This is a genomic window from Gluconacetobacter sp., assembly GCF_047721585.1.
GTDB lineage: Bacteria > Pseudomonadota > Alphaproteobacteria > Acetobacterales > Acetobacteraceae > Gluconacetobacter > Gluconacetobacter dulcium.
Window position 1 is genome coordinate 16,635 of record NZ_JBDNXE010000012.1, and the last position, 13,346, is coordinate 29,980.

Here is a 13,346-nt window from a genome sequence, read left to right on the forward strand (position 1 = left end):
CCTCCTGCATTACGCCGCCTGGCTCTCGGCAAATTGTGGCTCGCCGCCCTTGTCGGGCTGGCGGGCGAAGCCGGAACACTCTCCGCCGCCCACGCCGCCACTCCGGTGACGGCCCCCGCAGCGAAGACCGGCATCGACAGCGGTGCCGATGCGTCGCATCCGGGGGTCCTGGTCCAGCCAAAGGGCACCGTGTCGGCGAAAAAGGCCGATCCTGGCACGAACGCCGCGAATGGCTATGATCGCAGCAATCATCACCATGCGATCGAACTGGATGCCCTGACCGACCAGGAGGGCCTGTCGTGGCTGCTGCCGTCCGAAGTCGATGCGCAGCGGCGCACCGACATGTCGGACCCTTATTACGTGCCGACCGGTGCCGCCGGGCATCTGGTGCCGCAGATCATGCCGTTTCGCAAACGCCTGCAGGATAAAGGCTTCACCTTCTCGCTGACCTACAAGGCGGAAGGCATGGGCAACATCAATGGCGGCATCCGGCGCGGCATGGATTACGTGCACGAATTCACGCTCCAGATGGTTTTCGACCTGGGAAAGATGTCGCGCTCGCTGGATGGCTGGACCGTGCATACGCTGGTCATGAACCGCGCCGGACGCGAGATTTCGCACGATCTTATCGGCGATTATTATATCAACCTGATGGAGGTCTATGGCCTGTCGGGCCATGTCGTGGCGCATCTCGTCGATTTCTATGCCGAGAAAAAGGCGTTCGACAACCGCCTCGACGTTGCCTTCGGCCGTATGGCGCTGACCCACGTCTTCGCGACCTCGCCGCTGCTCTGTTCGTTCATGGTCACCTGCTCGGCGCCCGTGGCGCTGAAGGTCGATCCGGCCTTCGCCGTGTATCCGAAGGCGACCTGGGGCGCGCGGGCGCGCTTCCGCCCCACGCGCGATACCGCCATCCAGGTGGGCGCCTACGAGGTGCAGCCGCTGGCCGACGGCCCCAGCGGCTGGGCGTGGGCCAGTGAAAACGCGACCGGGCTGATGCTGCCGGCGGAATTCACCTGGGAGCCCTATCTGACGCGCGACAAGCTGCCCGGCCATTATGTGCTCGGCTACGCCCACGACACCACGCGCTACCCGGACGCGCTGGGGACCAAGCCGTCCTATCTGGTCGCGCAGCCGGGGCGTGAGCGCAGCGCGCCGATGGATATGTTCTGGTTCGAAAGCGAGCAGATGATCTATCGCAAGGGCGGCCCCGGCCAGATGGCCGGCGGATACCTGATGGCCGGCTATATCCATAATACGCCGCATGTCGCGTCGATTTCCGACCAGGCCTATGGCGGCATCTCGTTCAACGGGCTGATTCCGGGACGCACGACCGACCGGCTGGGTATTCTGTATTCCTGGTATCATGTCAGCGACCGCAAGCGGGAGGGGCAGACCATCGCCCAGGATGCCGGCCTGTCGCTGGGCAGACAGGTGACCGGGCCGCAGACGGACTCCCACGTCATCGAGGCGTATTACGGGATCGACACCTGCCCTGGGCTGCTGATCCAGCCGGAGTTCCAGTACATGATCCGCCCCGGCGAAACGGGGCATATCCCCGATGCCGCCGTGGTGGGCCTGAAGGTGGTCGCGTCGCTGTAAAATCCCCTTCCGGACCCCTGCCGGCCCGCCGGCCGCATGGCCGCCACGCGGCCGGCGGGCCACAGAGAATTTGACTTGATGCCTCACCCGCCCACATCATGCGGGTGGAGGCGAAATGGCCCACCCGCCGCGGCGCGTGGGCCATTTCGCGTTCCATTATGGCCAACCACACCGATATCCGACGACACCGGACAACGAAACGATAAGGTTCCGATCTCCATGATCCCCGCCCTGATGCCCACCTACAACCGTGCCGATCTCGCTTTCGAGCGGGGCCAAGGCTGCTGGCTGTACGCGGTGGACGGGCGACGATTCCTGGATCTGGGGGCGGGGATCGCGACCTCGTCGCTGGGGCATGACCATCCGCAACTGGTCTCGGCCATCGCCCAGCAGGCGGCGCGGGTGATGCATGTGTCGAACCTGTACCGCGTGCCGCAGGCCGAGCGGCTGGCCGCGCGGCTGGTCGCCGCCAGCTTTGCCGACAGCGTCTTCTTCTGCAATTCGGGCGCCGAGGCCAACGAAGGCATGGTCAAGATGATCCGCCGGGCGCAGGCCCATGGCGGCCATCCGGAGCGCACGCGGATCATCTGCTTCAACGGCGCCTTCCATGGCCGCACGCTGGCCATGCTGTCGGCCACCGGCAACCCGAAATATCTCGACGGGTTCGGCCCCGTGGTCGAAGGATTCGACCATGTGCCGATGAACGACATGAACGCCGTGCGCGCCGCGATCACGCCCGAGACCGCCGGCATCATGATCGAACCGGTGCAGGGCGAAAGCGGTGTCAACATCGCCGATCCGCGCTTCATGCAGGAACTGCGCGCCGTCTGTGACGAATTCGGCCTGTTTCTGGGCATGGACGAAGTGCAGAGCGGCATGGGCCGTACCGGCCGGCTGTTCGCCCATGAATGGTCGGGGGTGACGCCCGACGTGCTCTCGACCGCCAAGGGCATTGCCGGCGGCTTCCCGATGGGCGCCGTCCTGGCCACCGAGGCCGTGGCGCGATATCTGACGGCGGGTTCGCACGGCACCACCTTCGGCGGCGGCCCGCTGGCCTGCGCCGCGGCGAACGTGGTGCTGGACGTGCTGCTGGCCCCCGGCTTCCTGAACCAGGTGCAGACGCGCGGCACGCAACTGGCCGAGGTACTGGATTCGCTGGCCGGCGAATTCCCCGACCTGTTCGCCCAGTGGCGCGGCATCGGCCTGATGCTGGGCCTGCGCTGCCTGGCCCCGGTCGCGCTGATGCAGGATGCGGCGATGCATGAAGGCGTGCTGACCGTTACCGCCGGCGACAACGTGCTGCGTCTGGTGCCCCCGCTGGTGCTGACCGAGGAAGATTGCGCCGAGGCCGGTCGCCGGCTGCGCCGCGCCGCGCTGCGCCTGCGCGCCCATCAGGCCGCCATCGCGCAGAATGCGGAGAACGCGGCATGAACGCCCTGTCCGCCGTCCCCGCCACGCACGCCGCACCGCGCCATTTCCTGGAACTGCGCGATTTCGACAGCGCGACCCTGCGCGCCATCCTGGATGTGGGCAGCCGCATCAAGCACATGCAGCACGGGCGGGCGCGCCCGCTGCATCCGCGCCTGCCGCTGCTAGGCCGCACGCTGGGGCTGATGCTCTCCAAGCCCTCCACCCGCACCCGCGTCTCCTTCGAGGTCGGGATGCGCCAGTTGGGCGGCGAGGTGATCCTGCTCTCGCCGGCCGACATGCAGTTGGGGCGGGGCGAGACGATCGCCGATACCGCCCGCGTGCTGTCGCGCTTCGTCGATGCCATCGTGCTGCGCACCGGCAACGCGACGGCGCTGCACGAGCTGGCGCACTGGTCGAGCGTGCCGGTGATCAACGGCCTGACGCCGCATTCGCATCCGGTGCAGATCCTCGCCGACATCATGACGTTCGAGGAACATCGCGGGCCGATCGCCGGCCGGACGATCGCCTGGATCGGCGATGGCAACAATGTCGCCACCTCGTTCATCGAGGCGGCACGGCTGTTCGGCTTCCGCCTGCGCCTCGCCTCGCCGAACCGTCATGCCCCGCCGGCCGAAACCGTGGCCTGGGCCAGGCAGGGCGGTGCCGACATCACCCTGACCACCGACCCGCGCGAGGCCGTCGCGGGGGCGGACTGCGTGGTGACCGATACCTGGGTCAGCATGTCCGACAGCGAGTCCGCCCAGCGCCTGCTGGCCTTCGATCCATACCGGGTCACGGCCGGGCTGATGGCCCTGGCCGCGCCCGATGCCCTGTTCATGCACTGCCTGCCCGCCCATATCGGCGAGGAAGTGACCGAGGACGTGTTCGAAGGCCCCTGCTCGGTGGTATTCGACGAAGCCGAGAACCGCCTGCACGCGCAGAAGGGCCTGCTGGTCTGGGCGCTGGGCGGCGAGCACTGGCAGGATTACGGAGAAGAGGACGCGTCGCGATGACAGGACCGGCCGAAACGCCCGCCCACCCGACGACCACCGAGGACGTTCCGTCCACCCCCGGCTGGGTGGAAGGCAGCGTCGAGGCCGCCTTCGCCACCCTCCCCTGTTCGGGGCCGGGGGTGATGGTCCTGCGCAACGCCTATCTGGACTGCCTGGCCACCGCGCCGCGCACCGAAGACCTGGATGCGGCGCATGATCGCTGCCGGCAGGCGCTGCTGAAGGCCCTGGCGGCCCGTGAGAAGATCGGGCCGGAGGCGTTGCGCGCCTTCGAACTCCGGCTGGAAGCCCTGGAAGCCGAAATCAGCGCCCGTATTTAAGAGGACGGCCTGACACGCCCTCCGTTCGGAAGCCCCCGTATGATCGATACCCCCGCCTTTCTCGATGCCCACCGGCCGGATGTTCCCGACCTGGTGATCCCCCAGGGCGTGACGCCATTCTATCTGGCCGGCCGGCCGGTGCGCGGGCGGCTGGTGCGGCTGGGGGCGCTGGCGGATGCGCTGCTGAGCCGGCATGACAACCCCGACATCGTGCTGCGTCTGGCGGGCGAGGCGCTGGCGCTGGTCGGCGGCCTGGCGTCCGCGCTGAAATTTCAGGGGTCGTTCTCGCTCCAGGCCAAGGGGGACGGCCCGGTCTCGCTGCTGGTGGCGGACTGCACCCATGCCGGCGCGCTGCGCTTCCATGCCCATTCCGACGACGACGCGGTGGCCGCGCTGGCGGCGACCGATCCGGATGCCGACGCGGCCCGGCTGCTGGGCGGCGGCTATCTGGCCTTTACCGTCGATCAGGGGCCGGACACCGACCTGCATCAGGGCATCGTGGCCATGACCGGCCCGTCGCTGTCGGAGATGGCCGCCCATTATTTCGAGACCAGCGAGCAGCATGCCTGCTGGGTGCGGCTGGCCTGCGCGCATACCGATGCCGGCTGGCGCGCGTCCGCCCTGATCCTGGAGCGCATCGCGACCGAAGGCGGCATCGCGGCCATCACGCCGCCGGAAGGCGACGAGGACGACATGTGGTCCACCGCCATGACGCTGGCGGCGACGGTGACCGATGCGGAACTGCTGGATGACGACCTGTCGTCCGAGGCCCTGCTCTATCGCCTGTTCCATGCCGAGGATGTGTGCGCCGACCGTCCGCGCGCGCTGGCCTTCGGCTGCCGGTGCAGCCGGGCGCGGCTGTCGGGCATTCTGGAGACCTTCGGCCGCGAGGATCTGGACCATATGGCCGAGGACGGCACCATCAGCATGCATTGCGCGTTCTGCAATATCAGTTTCCGTTTCGGCCGCGATGAGGTGGGCGGCCCCGTAACGGATTGACCGGGCGGGCACGGAACGGCAGTTTTCTCGCGATGTCCCGTATCGACCCCACCGTCGGAGAACCCCTTCATGCGTCCGTCCCGCCGGGCTGCCCGGTTGCCCATGCTGCTTCTGCTCGCCTGTCCGCTCCTGCCGCTTGCGGCGTGCAGCGACGGGCCGCCGCCGAATTTCGCGCCGCTGCGCTACGACTACCTGCCGGTGCTCCGCCTGAATGTGGCGACGATCAATATTGTCGATAACGGGCAGCCGGGCACGGTGCCGGGCGATATTTCGGGGCGCGCGCCCACGCCGCCCGACCAGGCGCTACGCCAGATGGCGACCGATCGGCTGATGGCGGCCGGCACCACCGGCGCCGCCGTCTTCACCATCGACCGGGCCTCGATCCTGCATCAGCCAGGGGGCACGCTGGAAGGGCAGATGGATGTCCATCTCGACGTCTCCAGCCCCAACGGCCAGCATGCGGGCTATGCCGAGGCCCATGTGCGGCGCACGTTCGGCTCGACCGCGTCGGACAGCGACGGCAACGCGGATTCGCCGGCGAATCTCTATGCGATCACGTCGCAGATGATGAAGGACATGAATGTCGAACTGGAATTCCAGATCCGGCATCATCTGACGGACTGGCTGGTCGATACCGCCGGCACGTCGCCGAGCGCGATCCAGCAGCAACAGCTCGGCGCGCCCGGCAGCCCCGACGCGGCGGCGACAGGCGCGGTCGCGGCTGCCCCCGCAGCGGCAGCGGCGGCAGCGGCCCCCGCCGCGCCGGTTGCTCCGGCACCGGCCGCCGTGCCCAGCGAACCGAACGCGATCTTCCCGACCGGTGGCCCGGCACCCGACGCCGCCGCCCCGGCTCCACGCGTGCAGTCGCCGCAGCCCGGTTACCTGACCTTACCGCCCGGAACGGCCACGGCAACCGGCACGGCCGGCAGCAGCAACGGCTATTGAGCCTACGTATGAGGGCGGCGGAGGTGATCCGCCGCCCTCGTGCGTTCCATGTTGGCGGCACGTCTCAGGGCGCTGCCCTGAAACCCGCCAAAGGCTGCGCCTTTGGAAACGCATTTGTTGATCGACGGGCCTTGGCAGCCGCCGTGTCATCCTTTCAGCGCATCCAGCACCAATCCGCTGGTCAGGATCTGCGGCAGGATTTTCTTCTGCCCGTTCCCTGGCGGGTAATAGATGTAGAATGGCACGCCCGCCCGACCATGCGCTTCCAGAAACGCGCTGATCGTGGCGTCACGATTGGTCCAGTCGCCCTTCATGTAAACCACATGCCGCGCGCGGAACGCCGCCTGCACGGGGGCGGATGAGAGGGCCACCCGCTCGTTCACCAGGCAGGAGATGCACCACGCGGCCGTCATGTCGACAAAGACCGGCCGCCCCTGCGCCTGAAGCGCCGCCAGCCGCGCGGGTGAAAAAGCCTCGGTGCCGGCAGGGCCGGACGCGACCAGACCGGCATCCGCCCCTGCGCTGCCACCGCGCAGGCCGGGCAGCATCGCCATTGCCACCGCCAGCGCCATCAGGGCCAGGGCGCGGCACAGGCGGATCCGCCGCACCGGCCCGTCGCGCATGGCCATGCCCTGCGCCAGACCGGTCAGCCACGCCGCAAGCCCGACCAGCACCAGCCCGGCGCCCAGCACCGCGATCGCGGTCGCGCCCGCCTGCAACGCCAGCACCCACATCAGCCAGACGCAGGTGGCCAGGATCGGGAAAGCCAGCCCCTGGCGCAGGATATCCATCCACGCGCCGGGGCGCGGCAGGAAGCGCGCCAGCGCGGGCACGCCGGCAAGGACCAGATAGGGCGCGGCCAGCCCGGCGCCCATGGCGATGAACACCGCCATCGCCACCCAGGCCGGCGCCGTGAGCGCGCCCGCGATCGCGGCGCCCATGAAGGGCGCGGTGCAGGGCGTGGCGACCAGCACCGCCAGCACGCCGGTCATCGCATCCCCCAGATAGCTGCCGCGCGTGACCCCGGCGCCGCCCAGTGCCGCAACGCCGTTGCCCATGCCGAACACGCCCAGCAGGTTGAGCGACACGGCGAACAGCAGCCAGCACACGGCGGCGACAAAGGCGGCGGACTGGAACTGGAAGCCCCAGCCGGCTACCGCCCCGGCCGCGCGCAGCGTAAGCATGATGCCGCCCAGCACCATGAACGCCCCGACCACGCCGGCCGCATAGGCACCGGCCCCGGCGAGACGCGCCATGGTATGCGCGCCGGCCAGACGGGTCAGCGCCATCGCCTTCATCATCAGGACCGGGAATACGCAGGGCATCAGGTTCAGGATCAGCCCGCCCGCGAAGGCCAGCAGCAACATGCGCAGGTCGCCCGCGGCCCCCTCCGGCGCGGGTCGGGGCGCCGCCACGGCGGGAACGGCCAGGGCTGCGACTGAGGCTGTGCCTGGAGATGTGGCGGGGGCGGCCGTCGCCGGGCCGGGGCGGGCGGCGATCGACAGCGCGCGCGTCTCGCCCGCCGGGTCCTTCAGCATCAGCACGCCGTCCAGCGTGGGGGCCGCATGGAACGCATCGCCCGGTTTCAACGCCAGGGTCAGCGTGCCGTCCGCGACCTTCAGCGGCTGGTCGGCGTCCTGGTCGATGGCGCCGGTCACGAGGGGCATGAACCAGGCATCGCGCACGGCGGCCGGGGTCAGGCCCTCGCCCGTCAGGCTCAGCATCCCGTCAGGCGCGATCGTGGCGGCGAACGGCGACTCCATGGGGCGCGCCTGGACCGCGTGGGCGAACAGGGGCGCCTCGGCGGAAGGCGTCGGCTCCCCGGCTGGCAGCGTCAGGGTGAACGTCCCCTGTTCGGGCACGCAGACCGAGGCGCAGACCAGCCACTCGGCGGTGGCTTTCAGCACCATCGGGGCGTCGCCCGCTCCGGAAGGCGTCAATATGGCCGGCAGCAGCACGTCGCCGGTATAGCCGTAGGACATCAGCGGCCCGTCGCGCAGGCGCTCCGGCGCCGGCCACGCGATGGTGCCCGAAGTACCCGTGGCACCGCCGCTGGCCTGCACCGCGAGAGTCGGCGCCTCGCCCGCGTCGCCGGGATTGATCCAGTAGGTATGCCAGCCGGGTTTCAGCCGCAGCCGCAGGCCCACCTGTAGCGTCGTGCCGGGGCGATAATGGTCGGTATCGGTCACCAGGGTGGCGATATCGCGCTCGCTGGTCTGCGCGGCGCTTTCCGCCGCCAGGGCATGCGGCGTGGGGGCGAGGCACAGGACGACCAGCATCGGCACCAGCCACGACAGCAGCGAACCGGACAGGGACGACCGGAATTGGCGGGGTGCCGCGAACGCGGACAGGGACCGGGACAGGATCAAGAACGGAGGCTCCGGAAAATCAGGAAAGGCGAAGGACGGAACGGCGGTGCAAGCCGGTGGATTGCCGGTTCCAGGCCATGGACGCATAAGCAGGATATGGAATTCGATCCCGCCCTGCAAAGCCCCGCCCATTCCAGGGTTTCGATTCCGGCCGAGTTGCCGGTGAGCGCGATCCTGCCCGATCTGTGCGCCAGCCTGATGCAGACCCCCTCCGCCGTGCTGGTGGCCCCGCCCGGCGCGGGCAAGACCACCACCGTGCCGCTGGCGCTGCTGGATGCCCCCTGGCGCGGCGACGGGCGGATCGTGATGCTGGAGCCGCGCCGGCTGGCCGCCCGCGCGGCGGCACAGCGCATGGCGGCGCTGATCGGCGAGGAAGCCGGCGGGCTGGTGGGCTACCGCACGCGGCTGGAATCCGCCGTTTCGGACCGCACGCGGATCGAGGTGGTGACCGAGGGGCTGATGGTGCGGCGCCTGCTGTCCGACCCGACGCTGGACGGCGTGGCCTGCGTGATCCTGGACGAAATCCACGAACGCTCGCTGGATGCCGATGCGGCGCTCGCCTTCTGCCTGGATACCCAGCGCAGCCTGCGGCCGGACCTGCGGCTGGTGGCAATGTCGGCCACCATGGACGGCGCCGCCCTGTCCGCGCTGATGGGTGCCAATCTGATCGAAAGCGCCGGCCGGGCCTTTCCGGTCACGATCCATCACGCCCCGCGCGACATCACCCATCTGCGCGACCTGCCCGACGCGATGGCGCGCGCCATTCGCGCCGCGCTGGCCGAGCATGAGGGCGATATCCTGGCCTTTCTGCCCGGTGTGGGGGAGATCCGCCGCACCCAGACGGCACTGGCGGGGGCGCCGGCCGAGATCCTGCCCCTGTATGGCGAGATGCCGCCGGGCGAGCAGGACCGCGTGCTGCGTCCCCGGCCGGAGGCCGGGCGGCGGGTGATCCTCGCGACTTCGATCGCCGAGACCTCGCTGACCGTGCCGGGCGTACGGGTGGTGGTGGATGGCGGCTGGCGGCGCAGCCCGCGCCTGGACCCCGGCACCGGCCTGACGCGGCTGGACACGGTGCGCATCTCGCGCGCCGCCGCCACCCAGCGCGCCGGCCGCGCGGGGCGCGAGGCGCCGGGGGTGGGAATCCGGCTGTGGAGCGAGGCCACCGGGCGCGGCATGGCCCCGCATGACCGGCCGGAGATTCTGGACGCCGAACTGACCGGCCTGCGGCTGGACACCGCCGCGTGGCAGGCCGCCATGGGCACGCCGCCCGAGCAGTTGCCCCTGCCCGATGCCCCGCCCAACGGGGCGTTCGAGGCCGCGCGTACCCTGCTGGTCGCGCTGGGGGCAATGGATGAGGATGCGCGCGTCACCCCCGACGGCGAACGGATGGCCGCGCTGGGCGCGCATCCGCGTCTGGCGGCGATGATGCTGTCGGCGCGCGATGCGAGCGAGGCCGCGCTGGCCGCCGATCTGGCCGCGTTGCTGGAGGAACGCGACCCGCTGCGCGCCCGACCCGCGCCGGGCGGCAGGGGGGGCGCCCCCGCCGTGCCGCCCGCCGATATCGCCCTGCGGCTGGACCTGATCGCCGGCGGCGACCATGCGGATGCCGATCGCGGCGCGCTGGTGCGCATCCGTCAGGCGGCGAACCAGTATCGCCGCCGGCTGGGGTTGCGCGGCACCGTCGCCGCCCAGGGCGACGCGGCGGCGCTGCTGGCCGCCGCCTTCCCCGACCGTATCGCCCAGCGGCGGGGGGAGGCCGGCAGTTTCCGCCTGTCGGGCGGCGGCGGCGCAAAGCTGGGGCGCGCGGACAGGCTGGCGGATGCCGGGCTGCTGGCGGTGGCCACGCTGCATGTGCGCACGGCGGCGGAAATCCGGCTGGCCGCGAAGCTGGACCCGGACAACCTGCCCGAGACCATCCGCCGCCGCGCCACCGAGCAGGTGGAAACGACGCTGGACCCGGTGACCGGATCGGTGCTGGCGCGGCGGCGCCTGCGGCTGGGGGCGCTGGTGCTGCGCGACCGCACGGTGACGGCGGCGGCCGACGAGGTGGCGGACCTGCTGCTGCGTCAGGCGGCCGACCGGCTGGACACCACGCTGGGCTGGACGCCGGCCGCCCGGCAGTTCCAGGCCCGCGTGATGCTGGCGCGCGCTCTGCCGGGCCTTGAGGACTTGCCCGACCTGTCGGACACAGCACTGGCGGCGGAGGCGGCAAGCTGGCTGGCCCCGTGGCTGGGCGGGCTGAGCCGCCTGTCGGAGGTCGCGGCGCTGGATGTGCTGGCAATGCTGCGGGCGCGGCTGGACCATCCGCGCCTGACCTGGCTGGACCGGGCGCTGCCCACGGCGCTGGACCTGCCCGGCGGGCGGGTGCCGATCGACTATACCCAGCCTGTGCCGACGGCCTCGGCGCGGGCGCAGACCTTCTACGGGCTGCGCGCGACGCCGCGTCTGGCCGACGGGCAGGTGAAGCTACAGATCGCGCTGCTGTCGCCGGCCGGGCGGCCGCAGGCCATCACGGCGGACCTCGCGGGGTTCTGGACCGGCGGCTGGGCCGACATGCGCCGCGACATGCGCGGCCGCTACCCTCGGCACGACTGGCCCGAGAACCCGGCCGAGGCCGCGCCATCGACCGGGTCGCGACGGCCCGCGCGGACATGACGGCCGCGCGATCCTGATATAACGTGGTACCTTGCAACGCGCCGACCATGCGCCCTGACCAGGATTTCCAGCCCATGCGGCGGACGGCAAGCCGGCCTCTCTTTCTCGCCCCGCCCGCATTCGCCGCCGCGCTGGTGCTGTGTCCGCCATGGGCCGACCCCGCGCGGGCCGACGATACGGCGCTGTTCGCGCCGCCGGTGCCGGCGATCGTGGCCTCCGGGCCGCTGACCTTCGCGCCGCTGGTGCGCAAGGTGGTGCCGGCGGTCGTCAACATCGCCGTGACGCAGGACGCGGATAATCCGGGCAAGCACCAGCCGGTGCCGCCGGGCGTGAAGGGCACGCCCTTCGAGCACCGGTTCCGCGACCGGATGCGCTCGCGCGGCGAGGAAATGCTGGGGGCCGGGTCGGGCTTCATCATCGACCCGAGCGGCGTGATCGTGACCAATACCCACGTGGTGGGCGAGGCCGACCGCATCACCGTCTCGCTGTCCGACGGCACCGAATACCCGGCCCGGCTGGTCGGCAGCGACGACCTGACCGATATCGCGGTGATCACCATCCAGGCGCCGCATCCGCTGCCCTTCGTCACCTGGGGCGACAGCCGGCAGGTGAATGTGGGCGACTGGGTCATGGCGGCGGGCAACCCGTTCGGGCTGGGCTCCTCGGTCACGGCGGGCATCGTCTCGGCGCGCGGGCGCGATATCGGCGCCAGCCCGTTCGACGATTTCCTGCAACTCGACGCCCCGATCAATCCCGGCAATTCGGGCGGGCCGTCCTTCAATCTCGGCGGGCAGGTGGTGGCGCTGAATACCGCCATCGTTTCGCCCACCGGGGGGTCGGTGGGGATCGGCTTCGGCATTCCCTCCGAAATCGTGGCGCCCATCGTCGCCGAACTGCGCCGCAGCGGGCATATCGATCGCGGCTGGCTGGGCGTGACCCTGGCCGATGGCGAGGGCCATGCCGGCGTGCGCATCACCGATATCGACCGGGGCGGGCCGGCGGCGAAAGCGAAGCTGCGAACCGGCGACATCGTGCTGACCGTGGGCGAGGAACCGGTGGACAGCGCCCGCACCCTGATCCGCGCGGTGGCGGCGGAACGGCCCGGATCGACCGTGCTGGTGCGCATCAGCCGGCACGGTAGCGAACTGACGGTGCCCGTGATCGTCGCCCATCGTCCGGCGGACATGGACGACTAGCAACCTCCGTCGCACTGGCCAGCCCCCCGCTGGGCGGGTAAGGTCTTCGTTTGGTGCGGAGAAGCATGCTTCGACCGTGCCGATGCGCAGCCAGAACGGAGCGGGACCGACATGCATATCCTGGTCGTCGAGGATGATCCGACCGTACGCAATTTCGTCGCCAAGGGCCTGCGCGAGGCCGGGCATCTGATCGAACCGGTGGATAACGGCAAGGACGGGCTGTTTCTGGCGGTCAGCGAGAATTTCGACCTGATTATCCTGGACCGTATGCTGCCGGGCGGCATCGACGGGCTGCGGCTGCTGGAGACGATCCGCGCGCAGAACAACACCACCCCGGTGCTGCTGCTGTCGGCGCTGGCCGATGTGGACGACCGCGTGCAGGGCCTGAAGGCGGGCGGCGACGATTACGTGACCAAGCCCTTCGCCTTCAGCGAATTGCTGGCGCGGGTCGAGGCGCTGTCGCGGCGCGGCCGCAACGAGAACGCGCCCCAGACGCGCCTGAACGTGGCGGACCTGGAAATCGACCTGCTGTCGCGCAGCGTGCGGCGCAATGGCCAGCGGATCGACCTTCAGCCCCGCGAATTCAGGCTGCTGGAATATCTGATGCGCCATGCCGGCCAGGTCGTGACCCGCACCATGCTGCTGGAAGGCGTGTGGGACTATCATTTCGACCCGCAGACCAACGTGATCGACGTCCATGTCTCGCGCCTGCGCCAGAAGGTGGACAAGCCCTTCGATTCGCCGCTGATCCATACCATCCGCAACGCCGGCTACATGTTGCGCGCGGACTGAGGCAGGACAAGGCACATGCATATCCACGCCCCGCACCGCCCCCGCGCC

General features: G+C 70.3%; 10 protein-coding genes. 9 read left to right on the forward strand and 1 reads right to left on the reverse strand.

Features of this window, described 5'->3' with window-relative positions; genetic code table 11:
* Positions 1-105: 105 nt before the first annotated feature.
* From ABF821_RS04245 to ABF821_RS04270, 6 genes are all read left to right on the forward strand, one after another.
* On the forward strand, positions 106-1,602 hold the full coding sequence (locus ABF821_RS04245; RefSeq protein WP_415529171.1) for a carbohydrate porin: 1,497 nt from the start codon (positions 106-108) through the stop codon (positions 1,600-1,602).
* Positions 1,603-1,821: 219 nt separating this feature from the next.
* The gene (locus ABF821_RS04250; RefSeq protein ID WP_415529148.1) at positions 1,822-3,033 is read left to right on the forward strand and encodes an aspartate aminotransferase family protein; all 1,212 of its coding nucleotides are present in this window, start codon (positions 1,822-1,824) and stop codon (positions 3,031-3,033) included.
* Positions 3,030-4,025, forward strand: a complete 996-nt coding sequence (gene argF, locus ABF821_RS04255) for an ornithine carbamoyltransferase (protein ID WP_415529149.1) — start codon at positions 3,030-3,032, stop codon at positions 4,023-4,025. Before ABF821_RS04250 ends, argF begins: the two co-directional genes overlap by 4 nt.
* Positions 4,022-4,342: a hypothetical protein gene (locus ABF821_RS04260; protein WP_182973210.1), complete on the forward strand. Its 321-nt coding sequence runs from the start codon at positions 4,022-4,024 to the stop codon at positions 4,340-4,342. Before argF ends, ABF821_RS04260 begins: the two co-directional genes overlap by 4 nt.
* 39 nt (positions 4,343-4,381) lie before the next feature.
* Positions 4,382-5,341 (forward strand): Hsp33 family molecular chaperone HslO, encoded by a 960-nt coding sequence (locus ABF821_RS04265; protein ID WP_182973209.1) that lies wholly within the window; start codon positions 4,382-4,384, stop codon positions 5,339-5,341.
* Between the two features lie 69 nt (positions 5,342-5,410).
* A complete protein-coding gene (locus ABF821_RS04270) occupies positions 5,411-6,286 on the forward strand; it encodes a hypothetical protein (protein WP_415529150.1) in 876 nt (291 codons plus the stop codon).
* A gap of 146 nt (positions 6,287-6,432) precedes the next feature.
* Here the strand turns inward: ABF821_RS04270 and ABF821_RS04275 are convergent, their stop codons facing one another.
* Positions 6,433-8,565, reverse strand: coding sequence for a protein-disulfide reductase DsbD family protein (locus ABF821_RS04275; RefSeq protein ID WP_415529172.1), 2,133 nt, complete (start codon positions 8,563-8,565; stop codon positions 6,433-6,435).
* A gap of 186 nt (positions 8,566-8,751) precedes the next feature.
* Between ABF821_RS04275 and hrpB the strand changes: the two genes are divergently transcribed.
* From hrpB to ABF821_RS04290, 3 genes are all read left to right on the forward strand, one after another.
* Positions 8,752-11,310 (forward strand): ATP-dependent helicase HrpB, encoded by a 2,559-nt coding sequence (gene hrpB / locus ABF821_RS04280; RefSeq protein ID WP_415529151.1) that lies wholly within the window; start codon positions 8,752-8,754, stop codon positions 11,308-11,310.
* Between the two features lie 74 nt (positions 11,311-11,384).
* Positions 11,385-12,506: a S1C family serine protease gene (locus ABF821_RS04285; protein ID WP_415529152.1), complete on the forward strand. Its 1,122-nt coding sequence runs from the start codon at positions 11,385-11,387 to the stop codon at positions 12,504-12,506.
* A 111-nt stretch (positions 12,507-12,617) separates the two neighbouring features.
* Positions 12,618-13,298, forward strand: a complete 681-nt coding sequence (locus tag ABF821_RS04290) for a winged helix-turn-helix domain-containing protein (RefSeq protein WP_415529153.1) — start codon at positions 12,618-12,620, stop codon at positions 13,296-13,298.
* The last annotated feature ends 48 nt before the right edge of the window (positions 13,299-13,346 follow it).